Source organism: Kitasatospora sp. NPDC058406, from assembly GCF_042722765.1.
Classification (GTDB): Bacteria; Actinomycetota; Actinomycetes; order Streptomycetales; family Streptomycetaceae; genus Kitasatospora.
Map to the genome: position 1 here is coordinate 1 of NZ_JBHXKE010000067.1, position 18343 is coordinate 18343.

Consider the following 18343-nt stretch of genomic DNA (forward strand, 5'->3'; position numbering starts at 1 on the left):
GCGCTGGTCGACGCGCGCGGCCACGGCGGCCCGGCGCTCAGGACACCGGGCCGTCCAGGGTCTGCCGGACCGGCTCAGGCCGGCGGGCAGAGGGTGGAGCGCAGTGCGTCGAGGATCTTCTCCGCCTTCTCGGCGCCGAAACCCTGAGGACGGTCGGGTGTGGTGAACCGCTGGTCGGCGAGCTCGACCAGCTTGGCCCTGTCCTTGGGGAACTGGTACATCGACTGGCACTGGGCGCGAGCCCTGTCGACGGCCTGCTCCGGCTTGCCGCCCACGATCGCCGGGTCGATCGCGTCCAGCGCGGCGACCAGTTGGGCGGAGACGTCGGCGGCCGGCTTGCTCGGCAGGCCCGCGTCCGTGGGCGGGGCCGGCTTGGGCGGTGCGGAGGCCGGGGCCCCCGGGGAGTCGGCGGCGCCGGGGGAGCTCGGGGCGGGAGCGGCGGTCGCGCCGGGCGCGGTGGCGCCCGGAGCGTCCGGGGTGGCCGCCGGGGTGGGCGGGGCGCCGGTCGCGGACCCGGTCGGGGCTCCGGACGTGCCCCCGCCGGTGGCGGTCGGGGCCGGGGCGGACGCGGTGGCGGTCGGGGTGTCGCCGGTGGACGTGGCGGGGGTGCCGGATGCGGAGGCGCCGGCCGCGGTGGTGCCGGACTCCGAGCCGGAGCAGGCGGCGAGGCTCACCGCGGCGAATGCCGTGAGGGTGGCGGCGAGGAGACGAGTGCGCATGTCGTCACACTGTCATGTCCGCGCCGCTCAGGGGAAGATCTGCCGAACCGGAGATCCAGGTCACCGGCCCGGTCGGGCGGTGGTCACCCGGCGGCTCCGGGTGGAGCTCCGGACGGCTCCGGGCGGTCCTCCGATCGGCGCTCGACGGCGAGGGACGGCTGGGGGCTACTGGGGACGGCTGGGGGTGGCAGGGCGGCGGGCGCGGTCCGGCCGCGAGAGGTCCGCGCCGGGGTGTCCGCGCAAGGGTGATCCGCCCCGGGTGTTCGCCCCGGAGGTGTCCGCGCAAGGGTGATCCGCCCGCGCGCGGGGCCGTCCTCCCGACCGGCCCCGCGCGACGCGGTGTCAGCCGAGCCCGTTGCTCTTCAGCCAGTCCTTGGCCACCGCCGACGGGTCCTCCTTGTCGATCGCGACCTTCTTCATCAGCGCCAGCAGGCCGGCCGTGTCCAGCTTGGCCGACACCGCGTTGAGCGCGGCCGACGACGTCGCGTCCACCTTCGCCTTGTTGACCAGCGGGGTGACGTTCTGCGCACCGAACAGGTTCTTCGGGTCGGTGAGCGCGACGAGCTTCAGCTGGGCGATCTTCGGGTCGGTGGAGAAGACGTTGCCGACCTGGATCGACCCGTCCTTCACGGCGTTGGCGGTGGTCTCGCCGGTGGGCTTCCACTCCTTGAAGGTCAGCCCGTAGACGTCCTTGAGCGGCTGCTCCTGGCGCGACTTGAACTCCGGCGGGCCGCCGATGGTGAACTCGCCCGCCTTTCCGGCCAGGTCGGCGATGCTCTTGAGGCCGTACTTGTCGGCGCTCTCCTGGCTGACGCTCAGGGTGTCCTTGTCCTCGGCGGGGGAGGAGTCGAGGATCGCCAGCGAGGCCGGCAGCGTCTTCGCCAGCTCGGCGTTGACCGCGTCCTTGGTGGGCTCGGCCGTCTTGCCGCCGAGGTAGGCGAGCAGGGCGCCGTTGTACTCGGGCAGGACGGTCAGGCTGCCGTTCTGCAGCTGCCCGTAGAGCACCTCGCGGCTGCCGATGTTGAACTTCTCCTCGACCTTGACGCCCTTGGCCTTGAGCGCCTGCGAGTAGATCGAGCCGAGCAGCACGTTCTCGGGGAAGTTGGCCGAGCCGACCACCACCGTGCCGCCGGACCCCGCGCCCGTCGCGGCGGAGCCGCCGGCCGTCGAGGGTGCGGCGGCCAGCGGGTCGCCGCCGGAGGAGCCGCAGGCGGTGGCGGTGAGGGCGAGTGCGGCCAGGGCGGCGAGGGCGGCGGCCCGGTGGCCGGTTGCTCTGCGCGGCACGGATGTCGACATGGTGATACGGGTCCTTTCGGGATGTACGTGTCGGGTGTCAGGTGCGTCGGGAGTCTGAGGACGTGGGGGCTCCGGCCGCCCCGGCCGCCCCGGGAGGCCCGGGGCGGCCGGAACGCGGAGCTGTCGCGGCGCGCCCCGGGCGGCACGGACCGCCCGGAGGGCCCGGTCCTCCCGGGCGCTCCGGTGGCCGTCCGGCGTCACGACGGCTGCCGCGACGCGGCCCGCTGCTGTGCGCGCAGGCCGGGAGGCAGCGCGTACCGGGCGAGCAGGGCGAAGAACAACTGGGCGGCGACGGCGAGCAGCACGACCAGCAGCGCGCCGCCGATCGTCATCGCGAAGTCCCGGGTGGCCAGGCCGTCGATGACGTACCGGCCGAGCCCGCCGAGCCCGACGTAGGCGGCCACCGTCGCGGTCGCGATGACCTGGACGGTCGCCGTCCGGAAGCCGGCCAGCAGGGTGGGGAGGGAGGACGGCAGGCAGACCTGCCACAGCACCTGCGGGTGCGTCAGCCCGACGCCCCGCGCCGCGTCCCGGACGTCCGGGTCGGTGCCGCGCACCCCCTCGACCGCCGCGACCAGCAGGGGCGGCGCGGCCAGCGCGACGAGCGGGAACAGGACGGCGGTGTCGCCGACCCCCGCCAGCAGCACCGCCAGCGTCACCAGCCCGAGCGTCGGCAGGGCGCGGGCGGCGCCGGCCATCGCGGTGACCACGGTGACGCCCCGTCCGGTGTAGCCGATCAGCAGTCCGAGCGGGACGGCCAGCACCGCGGCGTACAGCAGCGCCTCGCCGGAGAGCAGCAGGTGTTCGGCGATCCGGTGGACGATCGCGTTCGGACCGCTCCGGCGGTCCGGGGCGGAGAAGAAGTCCCCCAGCCAGCTGAGCCAGTTCACCGGCCCGCCCCCTTCTCCCGGACGGCCCAGGGCGCGAGCACGCGGCGGGCGCCGACGAGCACGAGGTCCACGGCCAGGGCGAGTGCGGCGATCAGTACGATGCCGGCCACGATCGGCGTCGGGAAGGTGCGCTGGAACCCGTCGATGAAGAGGTAGCCGAGCCCGCCGCGGCCGACCAGGGCGCCGACCGAGGCGAGCGAGATGCTGGAGACCGCGGCGACCCGCAGGCCGGCCACCAGGTACGGCACGGAGGCGGGCAGCTCGACGGCGGCCAGCCGGTGCCACGGCCCGTAGCCCATGGCGGTGGCCGCCTGCCGGACCGCGTCCGGGACGGCGCGCAGGCCGTCCACGGTGGTCGGCAGCAGGACGGCGACCGCGTAGAAGGTGAGCGGGATCATCACGGTGGCCTGGGTGGCCAGCCCGGTGTAGGGGATGAGCACCACGAAGACGGCCAGCGAGGGCAGGGCGTAGACGATGTTGAAGACGGCGGCGAGCGGCTGGTACAGGCGGGGGAAGCGGGTGCAGGCGAGGCCGAGCGGAATCGCCAGCAGCAGGCCGATCAGCACCGGGAGCAGCGCGATGACGGCGTGGTCGGCCAGCAGGTCGCCGAGGTAGCCGAGATGGTCGCCGATCCAGTACCAGCGGATGATCGGTTCATCGTCCACCGCCGGCTCCGTCCGCGTCGCTTCCGGTCCCGGTCCCGGTTCCGGTTACGGCGCCGGCCTCGCCCGCTCGTGCCTCGCCTGCTCCGGTGCCGCCGGCGCGCGTGGCCACGTCCGGCCCGCCGGGCCCGGCGGATCGTCCGACCGTCACCGTCGGCGCCCCGGCGAGCGCGGCCAGGACGGCCTCCCGGTCCGCCGTGCCGGTGGCCCGGCCGTCGGCGTCCAGTGCGACCGCGACCCCGGAGGGGGACAGCACGGCGGCGTCCAGTGCGCCGCGCAGGGTGTCGGCCTCGGGGTGGAACCCGGGCGCCGGGTGCAGGACGGCGGAGGCCGCGTCCCGGTCGATCCAGCCGATCGGCCGGCGCTCGTCGTCCAGCGCCAGCTCCCAGCCGCCGTACCTCGGCCCGTCGTGGACCGGGTGCACGGCGACGGTGCGTGCGGAGCGCAGGCCGAGCCCGCGCAGGCCCCGGTCACGGCCGAGGAACGCGGCGACGTCCTCGTCGGCGGGCGCGGTGAGCAGCGTGTGCGGGTCGGCGAGCTGGGCGATCCGGCCCTGCTCGCGCAGCACCACGACCTGGTCGCCGAGCCGGACGGCCTCCTCGATGTCGTGGGTGACGAACAGGACGGTCTTGTGGAGCTCGGACTGGAGCCGCAGCAGTTCCTCCTGGAGCCCGGCCCGCACCACCGGGTCGACGGCGCTGAACGGTTCGTCCATCAGCAGGACCGGCGGGTCGGCGGCCAGCGCCCGGGCGACGCCGACCCGCTGCTGCTGGCCGCCGGAGAGCTGGAACGGGTACCGCTTGGCGGTCTCGGGCGCGAGCCCGACCAGGTCGAGCAGCTCGGCCGCCCTGGCGCGGGCCTTCTTCCGGTCCCAGCCGAGCAGGTAGGGGACGGTCGCGATGTTGTCGATCACCCGCCGGTGCGGGAACAGCCCGGCCTGCTGGATCACGTACCCGATGCCGCGCCGCAGTTTGGCCGGGTCCAGGCGGGCGACGTCGTCCCCGTCCAGCAGGACCCGCCCCGAGGTCGGCTCGACCATGCGGTTGACCATGCGCAGCAGGGTCGTCTTGCCGCAGCCGGACGGGCCGACCAGCACGGTCGTGCGCCCGGTGGGGACGTCGAGGTCGAGGCCCTCGACGGCGATGGTGCCGTCGGGGTGGCGCTTGCCCGCGCCGTCGAATCTGATCACGGGGAGTTTCCTCGTCTCGGCGGCCCCCGGTGGCGGCGCCGATGGTGGTGTAGGTCGGTCGATAGGCGGTGGGAGAGTGACGGACGGTCGGGTCGGTGGCGTTTTGTCGACAAACTGCGGCGTGTGACGTCGTCGTCTGCCCGGGCGTTCCTCCGCCCGCGTGGCTGCCCAGTATCGAACCGGCTGAAACTCCGATCAGCCTATGACCTCATGAACCTCCTGTCCCTGATTTCCCGGCCGCCGCAGGACGGCGGACGATCCAGCGGCGTCGAGGCCGGCGGATCGGCGGCGTCCTGCGGCGCCGGTTTCACGGTCCTGGCGCGGGATCAGCCGCCCTGACGCGTCGGCAGTCCGGCGGCGGCCCACCCGACGAAACCGCCGTCGAGGTCGGTCGCCCGGTGCAGACCCAGCTCGCGCAGCGAGGCGGCCGCCAGGCTCGACGCGTACCCCTCCGAGCAGACCACGACCACCGCCACGTCGTGTCCCGCGGCCTCCGGGATCCGGTGACTGCCCGTCGGGTCGAGCCGCCACTCCAACACGTTCCGCTCGATGATCAGCGAGCCCGGGATCTCCCCCTCGGCCGCCCGCTGCGCCGCCGGCCGGATGTCCACCAGCAGGGCGCCGTCCAGCTGGGCCCGGTAGGCCTCCTCGGCCCCCGGCCGGTGGACCCCCTCACGGGAGCGCGCCACCAGGTCGTCGATCGTGGTCACCACTGTTCGGGTCCTTCCTCGGAGGTGCGGACCAGGCCGCCGGCCCGCAGTTCGTAGTGCGCCATGGAGCTGAGCGGCGGCGAGTACGCGTGCAGCGTGACCGCCGGTCCGGACGCGGTGTTGCGGACGTCGTGCACGTACTCGGGCCCGAACGCGCGGGTGGTTCCGGACTGGATCCGGCGGATCAGCAGGCCCTGCTCCGGGCCGCCGAGCGACAGCTCCTCCAGCTCGCCCAGCGCCACGGTGAACGCGCCGCGCGAGCCGCCGTGGTCGTGGAACCCGGTCGACTGGCCGGGCAGCCAGCTGATCAGCCAGACCTCGTGGTCGTCGTCGGCGACCAGCCGCCGGTACCAGCGCTCCTCGGTGGAGAGCCGGACGTGGTGGATCCACTGGTCGGGCTGCTCGGCCAGCTCGCGGACGACGGCCCGCAGCGCGCTCGGGGTGAGCGGTACCCGGCCCTCCTCGGTGACGACGGTGCCGGACCCGGTCGGGGCCGCCGTGCCGGTCGCTCTCCCGGCCGCGCTGCCGCCGGGAGCGTCGGCGCCGGCGGTGGAGGCGCCGGTGACGGGGGCGCCGGGGGCGGACGTGCCGGGAACGGGGGCGCCGGGGGCGGACGCGGCCGGGGAGGCGGTGGCAGGGGACGCCGCAGCCGAGGTGGCGGCGGCGGATGCGACGGGTACGGCGGAGGCGAGCGTGTCGGTGGCGAGGTCCAGGCTCATGTGGGTGTCCTCGGGGAAGGCGGGCGCTGGGTGGTGCCGTGCGGCGGCGGTACGGCCGTGCCCGGGTGCGGTGCGCCGGGCCGACGGGGCGGCCGGAGGCGGGTCACACGGGGAGGCGCGTCAGGAGAGCGGGTGCGCGGCGCGGGTCCTGGGGAGTGTCACAGGGAGGGGCCGGCGGGGAAGGACAGGGTCAACAGGCACAGATGGAACTCGCCTGGCGTCGGAGATCGACGTGCAGGCGGCAGACCAGAGTGGTGCCGGAGTCCATGCGCCGGATCCTTCCCGACGGAACGGGCACGAGTCAAGCGAGCACCCTCATGGTCGCGGGCCGCGCGCCCGATCGGGCGGGGCGGGAGGACCGGTCGGCGGACCGCCCGCCACCTCGGCGTCCGGCGCCGGAGCGGGCCCGGGCAGAGGAACCGACGCGGCCCCCGGCGGGGGCGCCGGTCCGATGCCGGGGGCGGCCCCGGAAGCGGTATCGGCGGCGGTCCCGGCCGGGGTCCCGGTCCCGGTTCCGGAGCCCGAACCGGCCCGGGTCCCGGACGTGGCTCTCGGCCCGGCGCCGGACAGGGCCGCCTTCACCGCGGGTTCGGCCTGCTCGCCGAGGTACCGGCCGAGGGTCTGGTAGGCGTCGAACTGCCGGTGGTCGAACCACTGGTCGCTGGTGCTGTCGTTCGGGAAGGACGCGTCGGTCATCGCGTACGCGTGCAACTCGTACGGCATGCCGGCGGTGAGGGCGGCCTGGGCGACGATCAGCGTGCCCCGCCGGGCGGCCGACGGATCGGCGCCGTCCGCGGAGCAGCCGTCGTCCAGGTCGAGCGGCCACGGGTACTCGATGTCACCGACGACCACCGCCCGGGCGGAGAGCCGGTCGGCCAGCCGCGCCGCCAGGCCGCGCAGCGGCGGGTGCCCGGCCCCGTCGGAGGAGGGGCTCCCGTGCGGGCCGCCCCCGGAGGCGCCCGCGGTCCCGGCGCTGCCCGGGATCAGCAGGTCCGGTTCGCGGAGGGTGATGGTGATGCCCAGCTCCTCGCGGGCCAGGGTGATCGCCGCCGCCAGGGTGGCGGCGAAGGTCGAGTCGCCGCTGGCGTCGATGCAGACCGCCGTCCGCACGCCGTGCCGCAGGAGTTCGACGAGTCCGAGGTTCTCGTAGTGGCCGCCGTCGGTGGTGAGCAGGAACCGCGCGTCCATCGGGTACCGGCCGCAGACCTCGCGCAGCTGGTAGGGGAGCCGGCGGACGGCGGGCTGCGGCGCGTACCGCCAGTCCCGGTCGGCGGCCCAGAGCGGGGCGAGCGCCGCCGGGTTGGGCAGCCAGGTCCCGAGCCGCGCGTTGGTGATCGCGAACAGCCCCTGGTAGCCGCGCGACTGACGGCCCATCGCGGACGAGAACGCCGCGCCGGAGACGGCCATCGCGGACTGCACCGTGAGGTCCCGGCCGATGTGCCGCCGGGTGCGTCGCTCCAGCAGGTCGGTGCGGGCGTACCCGACGTCCGGTCCGCCCACGTAGTCGGACGAGAAGGTGAACGAGACCGCCCGGCGGCCGGGCGGCGTGCGCGCGTTGCCGGAGAGGTTGGCCGCCGCGGCGAAGATCACCTGCGGGAAGTCGGGGTGCCGGGCGCCGTAGTGGCTGAGGCGGGTCTGCTCGCGGAAGAAGTGGTACGGCCGGGCGAGCACCTCCCCGCCGTCACGGTCACCGGCACTGACACCGGCACCGTCGCCGTCCTGGCCGCCGGCACCGTCCTGGCCGCCGTCACCGCGCTCGACCGAGCGGCGGACGGCGAACGCGGCGGCGAGGCGCCGACGGTAGAAGGGGTGCAGGCCCATCCAGGTCTGGTCGAGGTTGAGGCCGACGGTGCCGAGGACCAGGGGCAGCAGGAGCTGCGCGGCCGGCGGCCAGGCGTGCCCGGTGGCCACCGCCCAGCCGAGCGCCAGCAGCGCGCCCGCGGTGAGCGCGGCCAGCGCCGACCAGAGCACCAGGTACTCGGCGATCCGCCCGGTGAGGCTGCCGCCGATCCGCCGGGTGCCGCGGACCAGCCCGCCGAGCACCGCCGCCCCTTGTTCGATGGCGTGCCGGCCGTGCCAGAGGATCCCGAGCAGCAGGGCCAGGTAGCTGAGCAGCACGGTGGCGCTTATGCCGGCGCCGGTCTGCCGTGCGCCGACGGCGAGCGCCTGTTGCAGCCGGACCGCGCCCCAGGCCAGCCCGGGTACGGCCAGGACGCCGAGCGTGACCAGGGCCGCCACGGCGAGTGCAGCCTGCGAGAACCGGCGCAGGACGCGCGGCAGGAGGGTGTCCCAGCCGAGCCAGGAGAAGGTCAGCAGCCAGAGCAGCCAGCCCAGGGCAGCCGCCGTCAGCAGCCCGGCCAGGGTGAGCAGGGCGGGGGCGCGGAGGGCGAGCGGGCCGAGCCCGGGGCCGCCGACGCCGCCCCCGGTGACCGGGCCTTGGGTGTGCAGGCCGACGGCGGCCAGGTCGTCCAGGTCGGTGAGCGGTACGAGGTGGTAGAAGCGGCTCAGCCCCAGGCCGATCACCAGGACGGAGGCGAGCAGCAAGGCGAGCGCCGCGACGAGGCCGCGCAGCAGCGTGCCCAGGGCGACCAGCCACTCGCCCGCGCCGTCCGCCAGGTACTTGGCGTGGCGTCGGAGGTGGTCCTCCTCGGGGGATCCGGGCTCCAGCACGGTGTCGGCGGTCAGACCGGAGACGGCCCGGACGGGGCAGGCCGGCGCGGAGTCGCTGAGCGCCAGCTGCATGGCGCCGACCGTGTAGCCGCCGCCGGAGACGGAGACCAGGTAGCGGGCCTGCTTCAGCCACGGGCGCAGGGACTGGAGGGCCCCGAGGGTGACGCAGGCCGAGCGGATTCCGCCGCCGGAGACGCAGAAACCGAGCGGGGCGTGCTCGCGGCCGGGCGGGACCCGGGCGGCGTTGCGCCAGCGGGCCTGTCGGGTGAGCGGCCCGTGGGTCCGAGGTCCGGGTGGCCACCGTCCGCCCCGCGCCGTCGCCACCGGCCACGGGGGGATCAGCTCCGGTCCGCGGTCCGGTTCGGCGTCGGGTCCGCCGTCGGGTCCGTGATCCGGTCCGCCGTCCGGTTCGTCGCCGTGGACGGCGCTCGGCCCGGCCTCCGGTGCGCCGCTCGTCCCGCCGTTCGGCCCGCCGTTCGGACCGTGGGTCGTCCCACCGTCCGGCCCGCCGTTCGGCCCGCCGGCCGTCTCCTCCGCAGGCCGCCGCAGCACCCCGCGCGCGGCCCGGTGGACGGTGGCGGAGCAGACCACCGTGCCGACCACCCCCGCGGGCAGGAGCAGCAGCCACTTCACGGTGGCGAACGCGGCCGCCGCCAGGAAGGGTGTGTCACCGCCCGCCGGTCCGGGACCGCCCCCGCCCAGCCCGGCGTCGAGCAGGAGGTCCTCGGCGAGGTCACAGGCACCCGCCAGCACGCCCGCGAGGCCGGCGACGAGCGCGACCAGCCTCCAGTGCGGCCGCGTGAACACGTATCCGCCGAGCATCCCGGCGGCCGTCAGCGTCACCGAGTAGCCGCAGACCAGCCAGAGGTCCGCGTCCAGAGACGCGCGGAAGTCGGCGGCCCGGTCGGCGACCACGGCCGCGGCGGCGGCTCGGGAGCCGGCCAGCTGGAGGCGGATGTCCCGGGCGCCCTGGCCGTCCGCCGTCCACCGCGCGAAGAGCAGCCACCCGAGGGCGGCCGGTACCGGGACGCCGAGCCCGAGCAGGACTCCGGCCCACGCCGGTACCGGGCGTCGGCGCGCCGGGTGCGGAGGCGCCGGGTACGGAGGCGCCGGGTACGAGCGGGCCGGGTGCGCGGGGCCTCCGCCCTCCTCGGGTACAGCCGTCACGTCCACCTCCCCCTGCACACGCGTGAACGACCGAACGCCGGGGCCGGGGACCGGCGGTGGCTCACCGTCGGCGACCGCCCGGCGACGGACCGGAGCAGCATCATCAACCCTCTTGCCCGGACCCGCACCACCTCGCACACGATTCACCCGAATGAGTAAGGCGAGCACTGCCGGGGTAGATGACCGTTTCATCCCATCTACGAGACCCCGCGTGTCCGCGTAACAGGATCGCCCCGGGCGCGTTACGTCCGACGTATTGTCAGGCGACCGAGGCCGGGCCTACGGTCGACGCACCAACTTTCTACGCACGTAGACACCGTGCACGGTCGTGCCGGAACGCGCCGGCGCGCGGAGCCGTGCGCGGCGCTCCACGTGGCCCGTAGTGCGGTGCCGTCCGCGGTGCCGCAGGCAGAACCGCCCCGTCAACCCTCAGACCGCAGGCCCGACCCCCGGACGGACCGCGGAGTTGCGGAGGTACCCATGTCGCAGATCGTCCGTGCCGCCCTCGTCCAGACCCGGTGGACCGGCGACCAGGAGAGCATGATCGCCCTCCACGAGCGGTACGCCCGCGAGGCCGCCGCGCAGGGCGCGCAGATCCTCGGCTTCCAGGAGGTCTTCAACGCCCCGTACTTCTGTCAGGTCCAGGAACCCGAGCACTACCGCTGGGCCGAGCCCGTGCCCGACGGACCCACCGTCCGCCGGATGGCCGAACTCGCCCGCGAACTCGGCCTCGTCCTCGTCGTCCCCGTCTACGAGGAGGAGCAGCCCGGCGTCTACTACAACACCGCCGCGGTGATCGACGCCGACGGCAGCTACCTCGGCAAGTACCGCAAGCACCACATCCCGCAGGTCAAGGGCTTCTGGGAGAAGTACTACTTCAAGCCCGGCAACGTCGGCTGGCCCGTCTTCGACACCGCCGTCGGCAAGGTCGGCGTCTACATCTGCTACGACCGCCACTTCCCCGAGGGCTGGCGGGCCCTGGGACTCGCCGGCGCGCAGATCGTCTACAACCCCTCCGCCACCAGCCGCGGCCTCTCCGCGTACCTCTGGCAGCTCGAACAACCCGCCGCCGCCGTCGCCAACGAGTACTTCGTCGCCGCCATCAACCGCGTCGGCACCGAGGAGTACGGCGACAACGACTTCTACGGGACCTCCTACTTCGTCGACCCGCGCGGACGGTTCGTCGGCGAGGTCGCCTCCGACAAGGAGGAGGAACTCGTCGTCCGCGACCTCGACATGGGCCTCATCGAGGAGGTCCGGCAGCAGTGGGCGTTCTACCGCGACCGCCGCCCCGACGCGTACGGGCCGCTGGCCGAGGCGTGAGGGGGACGACCACACCATGACCACCCGCACCGTCATCCGCGGCGGCCTCGTCATCACCGCCACCGAGGAACTCCGCGCCGACGTCCTCATCGAGGGCGAGCGCATCGTCGCCCTCGCCACCACCGGCAGCGAGGCCGCCCTCGCCTGGACCGCCGACACCCTGATCGACGCCGCCGGCCACTACGTGATCCCGGGCGGCGTCGACGCCCACACCCACATGGAACTGCCGTTCGGCGGGACCCACGCCTCCGACACCTTCGAGACCGGCACCCGCGCGGCCGCCTGGGGCGGCACCACGACCATCGTCGACTTCGCCGTCCAGCCCGTCGGCGGCAGCCTCCGCGAAGGTCTCGACGCCTGGCACGCCAAGGCCGACGGCACGTGCGCCGTCGACTACGCCTTCCACACCATCGTCTCCGACGTCAACGACGCGGTCCTCAAGGAGATGGACGCCCTCGTCGACTCCGGCGAGTCCACCTCCTTCAAGCTGTTCATGGCCTACCCCGGCGTCTTCTACAGCGACGACGGCCGCATCCTGCGCGCCATGCAGCGCGGCGCCGCCAACGGCGGGCTGATCATGATGCACGCCGAGAACGGCATCGCCATCGACGTCCTCGTCGAACAGGCCCTCGCCGCCGGCCGCACCGCCCCCCGGTACCACGGCGAGGTCCGCCGCGAACTCCTGGAGGCCGAGGCCACCCACCGCGCCATCAAGCTCGCCCAGGTCGCCGGCAGCCCCCTCTACGTCGTCCACGTCTCCGCGGCCTCCGCCCTCGCCGAACTCGCCCGGGCCCGCGACGAGGGCCTCCCCGTCTTCGGCGAGACCTGCCCCCAGTACCTCTTCCTCTCCACGGACAACCTCGCCGAGGAGGGCGCCGACGGCTTCGAGGGGGCCAAGTACGTGTGCAGCACGCCGCTGCGCCCCCGGGAGCACCAGGAGGCGCTCTGGCGCGGCCTGCGGACCAACGACCTCCAGGTGGTCTCCACCGACCACTGCCCGTTCTGCTACACCGGGCAGAAGGAGCTCGGCCGCGGCGACTTCTCGAAGATCCCCAACGGTCTGCCCGGCGTGGAGAACCGCATGGACCTGCTCCACCAGGCCGTGGTCGACGGGCGACTGAGCCGCCGCCGCTGGATCGAGATCGCCTGCACCACGCCCGCCCGGATGTTCGGCCTGCACCCGCGCAAGGGCACCATCGCCCCCGGTGCCGACGCCGACGTGGTCGTCTACGACCCCAACGCCGTCCAGACCGTCTCCGCCGCGAGCCACCACATGAACGTCGACTACTCGGCGTACGAGGGGCGCACGCTCACCGGCCGCGCCCGCACCGTCCTCTCCCGGGGCACGGTCGTCCTCGACCACGGCACCTGGCTCGGGCGGGCCGGCCACGGCACCTTCCTGCGCCGGGACACCTGCCGGTACCTGGACTGAGCCCCGCCCCTCCGGCCCACCTCCCCGGCCTCCGGCCGTCCTTGCCCCTCCGCCCGCCCGGGTCACGGCCCGGGCGGGTTCCCGTTCCCCCTCCTCCCGACCTCCGGAGCCCGCCATGGACATCGGCCTCGTGCTGCAGACCGACCCGCCCGCCAGCCTGCTCGTCGACCGCATGGTCCGCGCCGAGCGGGCCGGCTTCAGTCACGGATGGACGTTCGACTCCTGCGTCCTGTGGCAGGAGCCCTTCGTCATCTACAGCCGCATCCTCGCCGAGACCAGCACGCTCACCGTCGGCTCGATGGTCACCAACCCCTCCACCCGGACCTGGGAGGTCACCGCCTCCCTCTTCGCCACCCTCAACGACATGTACGGCAACCGCACGGTCTGCGGCATCGGGCGCGGCGACTCCGCGATGCGGGTCGCCGGCCGGCATCCCGCCACCCTCGCCCGGCTGTCCGAGGCCATGCACGCCATCAAGGAGCTGGCCGAGGGCCGGACCGCCGAGGTCGACGGCACGGAGATGCACCTGCCGTGGGTCGGCGAAGGCGCCGCCCTGCCGGTCTGGATGGGCGCCTACGGGCCCAAGGCCCTCGCCCTGACGGGGCGCCAGGCCGACGGCTTCATCCTCCAACTCGCCGACCCCTACCTCACCGAGTACATGGTCAAGGCCGTCCGCCGGGCCGCCACCGAGGCGGGCCGCGACCCCGACGCGGTGACCGTCTGCGTCGCCGCGCCCGCCTACGTCACCGCCGACGACTCGCCGGCCGCCCTCGCCCACGCCCGCGAACAGTGCCGCTGGTTCGGCGGCATGGTCGGCAACCACGTCGCCGACCTCGTCACCCACTACGGCGAGCACTCCGACCTCGTCCCCGAAGCCCTCACCGCCTACATCAAGGACCGGCAGGGCTACGACTACAGCCACCACGGCCGCGCCGGGAACCCCGACACCGCCTTCGTCCCCGACGAGATCGTCGACCGGTTCTGTCTCATCGGCCCGCCCGACGCCCACCTCGCCCGCCTCGAACAGCTCCGCTCCCTCGGCGTCGACCAGTTCGCCATCTACGCCATGCACGACGCCGTCGAGTCCACCATCGACGCCTACGGGACCGACCTCATCCCGCGCCTGCCGTAGCCAGGCCGCCCCGGCGCCACCACCCCCCGGAACCCACTTCGCAGGCGCGCGGGGAGGGCGCCTACCGCGCCAACGGGCCGCCCGCAGCACCAGCCGTCTCCCGCCAGTCGACCACGGATCGGGAAGACCGGCCGGAGCACCACAGGCCGGCGGGCGAGCGGCCGCGGGCCGGTGGCCCACTACGCCCGACTACGGCACGAGGAGGATGGAGTTGATCGGCGTGAAGTCGATCGAGGGGTAGTCACCCGTGGTGCGGTACGTGATCGAGCAGTCCGTGCCGTTGTAGCCCCGGCAGAGCTCGAAGCCCGCGCCGCCGGTCTGGCTGTTGGCGAGTATGTGGTACCCGGTGACGTTGTCGAGGTTGTGGGCGCCGTAGCTGTAGAAGATGTTCTTGCTCAGGATGTCTCCGCCGAACTCGCGGATACAGACCGCCCCGCTCGGGCACGTCGTCGCCGCCACGGCGCCGGGGGCCGCGGCGATCCCCGTTCCCACGGCGAGCGACAGGGCGGTCATGGCCATTGCGATCTTGCGCATGCTTCTTCCTCATCTCTTCTCGGACGGTTCCGGTGCGCCTTGGTGCCGTTCGCGCCGTCCCGGCCCCGGGATGCCGGACCGGACGTAGCGCCAACTGACGACGTCCGCGGTGGGCCGGTGACCGGTCGGTACGGCAGCCGTACGGACACGTACAGCCTGTCGATTGGCATGAACATTAGCAAGGAAGGGTAAGCAGGATGGCCGGTACGCCACTCTCCATGGCCGGCCGGACAGGCGGGCGATCTCCCGCACATGGCCCGCGGCGCCCAGGGTGGCACGGCGCCGGCAGACGGTGAAGGCGACACCCCCACAGGCGCGGGGAGCAGCTGGACGAGGGAAACGACCTGCGGACGACCCTGGGAACATCCCCGCAGGCGCGGGGAGCAGAGTTCGGGAGCTGGGGGGTTGTCAGGGGTGGTGGGTGGTTCGAGCAAGTTGCTGGGGTTCGGTCATTTCGGTCGTTCGGGGCGAGTTGGGCCGTCGGCGGGATCCGGCCGTCAGGTTACCGGGAGTGGGAGTCGGTGAGGCGGTCGATGGCGGTGAGGACCTTGGCGGTGCCGTCCTCGGCGGTGAGGGCGGTGGCGAGGGCCCGGGCGCAGTTGCGGTGGTGGGGGGTGTCGAGGGTCCGGCGGATCGCGGTGGCGAGGCGGGCGGCGGTGAGCTGGGGGAGGGGGACGGGGCCGGGGCTGGTGCCGAGGCGGGTGAGGCGGGTGGACCAGAACGGGGCGTCGAGCTGGGCCGGGACAGGGACGGTCGGTGTGCCGGCGCGGAGGGTGGCGGCGGTGGTGCCGGCGCCCGCGTGGTGGACGGTGGCGGCCACGCGGGGGAACAGCCAGTCGTGCGGGGTGTCGCCGATGGTGAGGACGTCGTCGCTGTCGGCGGTGACGAGGCCGCTCCAGCCGGACTGCAGGACGGCGCGGACCCGGGCGGCGCGCAGTGCGGCGAGGACCGTCCGGGTGAGGCGTTCGGGGTCGGGCACGACCAGGCTGCCGAAGCCCACGTAGACGGGCGGAGGCCCGGCGGCGAGGAAGTCGAGGAGCCGCTGCGGAGGTTGCCAGCCGGGATCGGTGTGCGGCCACCAGTACCCGGCGACGGCGAGCCCGGGGCGCCAGTCGGCGGGCCGCGGGACGACGACCGGCGAGAAGCCGTGCAGGACCGAGTGGGAGCTCCTCGTGTGCGCCACGCTCCGCTGGGGAAGGCCGAGTTGGCGGCGGAGACCGCGTACGGCCGGGGCGAAGAGGTGGTCGACGGCGGCCTGGACCGCGTGTCCGGCGAGCAGGTTGCCGGCCGCGCCGAGCGACCGGGTCCCGGTGACCACCGGGGCGAACTCCCTGGTCGGGGCCATGGGTTGGAGCTGGAGTGTCAGGGTGGGGATCCCGGCCGCCTCGGCGACCACCTGGCCGAGGGCGGCCGTGGTGCCGGTGGTGAGCAGCAGGTCCGCGCCGGCCGAGGTGGCCGCCGCGATGGCGTCGCCGAGCCCCGGCATGAACGACCGTGCAAGGCGCGTGAGGTGGACGATGCCGAGCGGGCCGGTGCCGGTCCGGAGGAGGTTCTGCCCCCGTTCGGAGGCGAGTTCGGCGCGCGGGTCGACGGGCAGCGGCCAGAACTCCAGGCCGGCGGACCGGACCGTGTCCGCGAAGGTGGTGTGGGTGGCGACGGCGACTTGGTGGCCGGCCGCGTGCAGCCGCGCTCCGAGCCCGGTGAAGGGGGCGACGTCGCCGCGTGAGCCGGCGGTGGCGATCAGGATGCGCATGGCGGAAGTATCCCGGTGGTGCCGGGCGGTGCGGCCGGTGCCACGCCCGGCGCACCGGAACCACGGGGGCGCACGGCGGCGTCCCTCCGGGCAGGACGGCCGGCGCGGGCCGCCGAGCCGACATGAGGGCGGGAGGACGCATGAGCTTCGTTGCATGGATCGTGCTGGGCCTGGTGGCCGGAGCCCTGGCCAAGCTGTTGCTGCCGGGGCGGGACCCGGGGGGCCTGGTGGTGACCACCCTGATCGGCGTCGCCGGCTCGTTCGTCGGCGGCTGGATCTCCGCACGCTTCCTGGACCGGCCGGTGACGACGCAGTTCTTCGACCTGGCGACCTGGGCGTCGGCGATCGGCGGCGCGCTGGTGCTGCTGCTCCTCTACCGGATCTTCTTCGGGCACTCCAGGGACTGACCGCCGGGTGCCTCCCGGGCCGGCCGCCGGGTCCGCCCGGGTCCGCCCGGGTCGGGCTACCCTGCTGTGATGACGCACAGCGAGTTGATCGTCAACCTGCGGGGCCGGCCGATCGACTCCCTCGACGATTTCTGGGACGCGGTCGCCGGTCCGTGCGGCCTGCCGGTGTGGTTCGGCCGGAACCTGGACGCCTGGGCGGACACCATCGACACCCGGGGCATCTCCGAGGTGATCGACGACCACGACCTCCTGACCGTCCACGTCGACCGGCAGGGCCTCTTCGCGGGCGGCCGACGCGAGGCCCGGGCCCTGGGCGCCACCTTCGACGGGGAGCGGAACCGGCTCGTCGTGCATGCACGGGACTGACCGGGCCGACCCGCTCGACCCGGCGGTGGCGGACCGCCGCCCCGACGGCTCCGGGGCCCTCCGGCTCGGGGCCCCGCTGTCCGGGCCCTCGTACCCTGGTGCCATGACCCCGGGAGACCCGCGCGACGGGCCGGGCGACGGGCCGGGCGTTGGACCGGGCGACGGTCCGGCCTACGGATCGAGCAGGATTCGAGAAGCGGGTGACCCGGCTGCCGCCTAGCGTGACTCGCATGGACATCGCACTGAAGTACTGCAACATCACCGTCAACGACCTGAACGACTCGCTCGCCTTCTACCGCGACGCGCTCGGTCTTGAGGTGCGGAACGACGTCGCCTCGGGCGACTTCCGCTGGGTCACCCTCGGCAGTGCCGCCCAGCCGGGTCTGGAGATCGTGCTCTCGGAGCCGCACGCCGGCCGCTCCCAGGCGGACGGCGACGCCCTCCAGGCGCTGCTGACGAAGGGCGTGCTGCCGATGTTCGTCTTCCGCACCGACGACCTCGACGCCACCTTCGAGAAGGTCCGGGCCTTCGGGGCCGAGGTCCTCCAGGAGCCCGTCGACCAGGCCTGGGGCCCGCGCGACTGCGCGTTCCGCGACCCCTCGGGCAACACGGTGCGGATCACGCAGTCGGAGAAGTAGCGGCGCCGGGGCTGACCCGGACGGTCGACGGGCGCCCGGGCGCCCGCTGTCGTCAGGGCTTGGCGGCCAGGCCGCCGAGGACGAGCCCCCAGAGCGCCTCGAACCGTTCCTGGGCCGCCGGGTCGGACCACTCGCCCGCGTACGCCGGGTCGTGGAAGTGCGCGGTCGCCTCGAACACCGCGCGCGCGGTCGAACCGGTCCCGGAGTCCCGGAACTCCCCGGCCTCGACGCCGTCCCGGACGATCTGGCCGATCTGGCGGATCAGCGTCTCCACGTGGGCCTCGACGGTGCTGCTGTTCTCGCCGACCAGCGTCATGTAGGTGGCGAAGAGCTGCGGGTCGTCGAGCGCCTTCTTCCTCTTGGCGGCGAACAGCGTCACCAGCCAGCGGTGCAGGCGCTCGGAGGCCGGGCCCGCCTCGGCGGCGACGGACTGCAGGTCGTGGTGGGCCTGGTCCAGCCACCGCTGGGTGACGGCCTCGCGCAGTGCCGCCTTGCTCGGGAAGAACCGGTAGACGCTGCCGTGGCTCACCCCGAGGGTGCGGGCCACGTCCACGACGGTGGCCTTCGCCGGGCCGAAGCGCCTGAGGGCGTCCTCCGTCGCGCTCAGGATCTGCTCGGCGGTGAGTGCGCTGTCCGTGGCCACGGGGGCGGTACGTCCTTACGGGTGGTGCGTCCGCCCGCGGGGTGGCGGGCGGGCGTCGGGCTGACGGGGGTGTCCGACCCGTACCGGCGGGCG

18 protein-coding genes are annotated in these 18343 nt (G+C 74.4%); 6 read left to right on the top strand and 12 right to left on the bottom strand.

Going from position 1 to position 18343, the window contains the following annotated elements; all coding sequences use genetic code 11:
• Nucleotides 1-74: 74 nt before the first annotated feature.
• From ACFWOG_RS15555 to ACFWOG_RS15595, 9 genes are all read right to left on the bottom strand, one after another.
• Nucleotides 75-719: a hypothetical protein gene (locus tag ACFWOG_RS15555; protein WP_380358646.1), complete on the bottom strand. Its 645-nt coding sequence runs from the start codon at nucleotides 717-719 to the stop codon at nucleotides 75-77.
• Between the two features lie 342 nt (nucleotides 720-1061).
• Nucleotides 1062-2015, bottom strand: coding sequence for an ABC transporter substrate-binding protein (locus ACFWOG_RS15560; protein WP_329879527.1), 954 nt, complete (start codon nucleotides 2013-2015; stop codon nucleotides 1062-1064).
• Nucleotides 2016-2212: 197 nt separating this feature from the next.
• Nucleotides 2213-2905: an ABC transporter permease gene (locus ACFWOG_RS15565; RefSeq protein WP_329879528.1), complete on the bottom strand. Its 693-nt coding sequence runs from the start codon at nucleotides 2903-2905 to the stop codon at nucleotides 2213-2215.
• A complete protein-coding gene (locus ACFWOG_RS15570; protein WP_329879529.1) occupies nucleotides 2902-3570 on the bottom strand; it encodes an ABC transporter permease in 669 nt (222 codons plus the stop codon). Before ACFWOG_RS15570 ends, ACFWOG_RS15565 begins: the two co-directional genes overlap by 4 nt.
• Nucleotides 3560-4756, bottom strand: coding sequence for an ABC transporter ATP-binding protein (locus ACFWOG_RS15575; RefSeq protein ID WP_380358651.1), 1197 nt, complete (start codon nucleotides 4754-4756; stop codon nucleotides 3560-3562). Before ACFWOG_RS15575 ends, ACFWOG_RS15570 begins: the two co-directional genes overlap by 11 nt.
• Before the next feature lie 326 nt (nucleotides 4757-5082).
• Nucleotides 5083-5469, bottom strand: coding sequence for a rhodanese-like domain-containing protein (locus ACFWOG_RS15580; RefSeq protein WP_329950453.1), 387 nt, complete (start codon nucleotides 5467-5469; stop codon nucleotides 5083-5085).
• Nucleotides 5463-6185: a cysteine dioxygenase gene (locus ACFWOG_RS15585; protein ID WP_380358653.1), complete on the bottom strand. Its 723-nt coding sequence runs from the start codon at nucleotides 6183-6185 to the stop codon at nucleotides 5463-5465. The genes ACFWOG_RS15580 and ACFWOG_RS15585 overlap by 7 nt, the downstream gene beginning before the upstream one ends.
• 190 nt (nucleotides 6186-6375) lie before the next feature.
• Entirely contained in the window at nucleotides 6376-6453 is a 78-nt protein-coding gene (locus ACFWOG_RS15590) for a putative leader peptide (protein ID WP_101948289.1), read from the bottom strand.
• 47 nt (nucleotides 6454-6500) lie between these two features.
• Nucleotides 6501-10022: a hypothetical protein gene (locus ACFWOG_RS15595; protein WP_380358656.1), complete on the bottom strand. Its 3522-nt coding sequence runs from the start codon at nucleotides 10020-10022 to the stop codon at nucleotides 6501-6503.
• A 480-nt stretch (nucleotides 10023-10502) separates the two neighbouring features.
• Between ACFWOG_RS15595 and ACFWOG_RS15600 the strand changes: the two genes are divergently transcribed.
• The 3 genes from ACFWOG_RS15600 (at nucleotide 10503) to ACFWOG_RS15610 (ending at nucleotide 13909) form a co-directional block, all read left to right on the top strand.
• The gene (locus ACFWOG_RS15600; RefSeq protein ID WP_329950456.1) at nucleotides 10503-11345 is read left to right on the top strand and encodes a nitrilase-related carbon-nitrogen hydrolase; all 843 of its coding nucleotides are present in this window, start codon (nucleotides 10503-10505) and stop codon (nucleotides 11343-11345) included.
• 16 nt (nucleotides 11346-11361) lie between these two features.
• On the top strand, nucleotides 11362-12777 hold the full coding sequence (hydA, locus tag ACFWOG_RS15605; protein ID WP_355399700.1) for a dihydropyrimidinase: 1416 nt from the start codon (nucleotides 11362-11364) through the stop codon (nucleotides 12775-12777).
• Between the two features lie 115 nt (nucleotides 12778-12892).
• Complete coding sequence (locus ACFWOG_RS15610) at nucleotides 12893-13909, top strand: TIGR03842 family LLM class F420-dependent oxidoreductase (protein WP_380358660.1); 1017 nt, start codon at nucleotides 12893-12895, stop codon at nucleotides 13907-13909.
• A gap of 189 nt (nucleotides 13910-14098) precedes the next feature.
• On the opposite strand, the gene ACFWOG_RS15615 is transcribed toward ACFWOG_RS15610, so the two are convergent.
• Complete coding sequence (locus ACFWOG_RS15615; protein WP_329879537.1) at nucleotides 14099-14443, bottom strand: hypothetical protein; 345 nt, start codon at nucleotides 14441-14443, stop codon at nucleotides 14099-14101.
• A 502-nt stretch (nucleotides 14444-14945) separates the two neighbouring features.
• Entirely contained in the window at nucleotides 14946-16196 is a 1251-nt protein-coding gene (locus tag ACFWOG_RS15620) for a glycosyltransferase (protein ID WP_380358663.1), read from the bottom strand.
• A gap of 140 nt (nucleotides 16197-16336) precedes the next feature.
• On the opposite strand from ACFWOG_RS15620, the gene ACFWOG_RS15625 reads away from it, so the two are divergent.
• The 3 genes from ACFWOG_RS15625 (at nucleotide 16337) to ACFWOG_RS15635 (ending at nucleotide 17607) form a co-directional block, all read left to right on the top strand.
• Nucleotides 16337-16603 (top strand): GlsB/YeaQ/YmgE family stress response membrane protein, encoded by a 267-nt coding sequence (locus ACFWOG_RS15625; protein ID WP_329950459.1) that lies wholly within the window; start codon nucleotides 16337-16339, stop codon nucleotides 16601-16603.
• A gap of 69 nt (nucleotides 16604-16672) precedes the next feature.
• Nucleotides 16673-16969, top strand: a complete 297-nt coding sequence (locus ACFWOG_RS15630) for a barstar family protein (RefSeq protein WP_329880630.1) — start codon at nucleotides 16673-16675, stop codon at nucleotides 16967-16969.
• A gap of 230 nt (nucleotides 16970-17199) precedes the next feature.
• Nucleotides 17200-17607, top strand: a complete 408-nt coding sequence (locus ACFWOG_RS15635) for a VOC family protein (protein ID WP_380358666.1) — start codon at nucleotides 17200-17202, stop codon at nucleotides 17605-17607.
• A 52-nt stretch (nucleotides 17608-17659) separates the two neighbouring features.
• Here the strand turns inward: ACFWOG_RS15635 and ACFWOG_RS15640 are convergent, their stop codons facing one another.
• Complete coding sequence (locus ACFWOG_RS15640; RefSeq protein ID WP_329880626.1) at nucleotides 17660-18250, bottom strand: TetR family transcriptional regulator; 591 nt, start codon at nucleotides 18248-18250, stop codon at nucleotides 17660-17662.
• Nucleotides 18251-18343: the final 93 nt, after the last annotated feature.

Coding starts and splice junctions, on each gene's coding strand:
- ACFWOG_RS15555 (WP_380358646.1), bottom strand. CDS start 719: ATGCGCACTCGTCTCCTCGCCGCCACCCTCACGGCATTCGCCGCGGTG.
- ACFWOG_RS15560 (WP_329879527.1), bottom strand. CDS start 2,015: ATGTCGACATCCGTGCCGCGCAGAGCAACCGGCCACCGGGCCGCCGCC.
- ACFWOG_RS15585 (WP_380358653.1), bottom strand. CDS start 6,185: ATGAGCCTGGACCTCGCCACCGACACGCTCGCCTCCGCCGTACCCGTC.
- ACFWOG_RS15590 (WP_101948289.1), bottom strand. CDS start 6,453: ATGGACTCCGGCACCACTCTGGTCTGCCGCCTGCACGTCGATCTCCGA.
- ACFWOG_RS15600 (WP_329950456.1), top strand. CDS start 10,503: ATGTCGCAGATCGTCCGTGCCGCCCTCGTCCAGACCCGGTGGACCGGC.
- hydA (WP_355399700.1), top strand. CDS start 11,362: ATGACCACCCGCACCGTCATCCGCGGCGGCCTCGTCATCACCGCCACC.
- ACFWOG_RS15610 (WP_380358660.1), top strand. CDS start 12,893: ATGGACATCGGCCTCGTGCTGCAGACCGACCCGCCCGCCAGCCTGCTC.
- ACFWOG_RS15615 (WP_329879537.1), bottom strand. CDS start 14,443: ATGCGCAAGATCGCAATGGCCATGACCGCCCTGTCGCTCGCCGTGGGA.
- ACFWOG_RS15620 (WP_380358663.1), bottom strand. CDS start 16,196: ATGCGCATCCTGATCGCCACCGCCGGCTCACGCGGCGACGTCGCCCCC.
- ACFWOG_RS15625 (WP_329950459.1), top strand. CDS start 16,337: ATGAGCTTCGTTGCATGGATCGTGCTGGGCCTGGTGGCCGGAGCCCTG.
- ACFWOG_RS15630 (WP_329880630.1), top strand. CDS start 16,673: ATGACGCACAGCGAGTTGATCGTCAACCTGCGGGGCCGGCCGATCGAC.
- ACFWOG_RS15635 (WP_380358666.1), top strand. CDS start 17,200: ATGGACATCGCACTGAAGTACTGCAACATCACCGTCAACGACCTGAAC.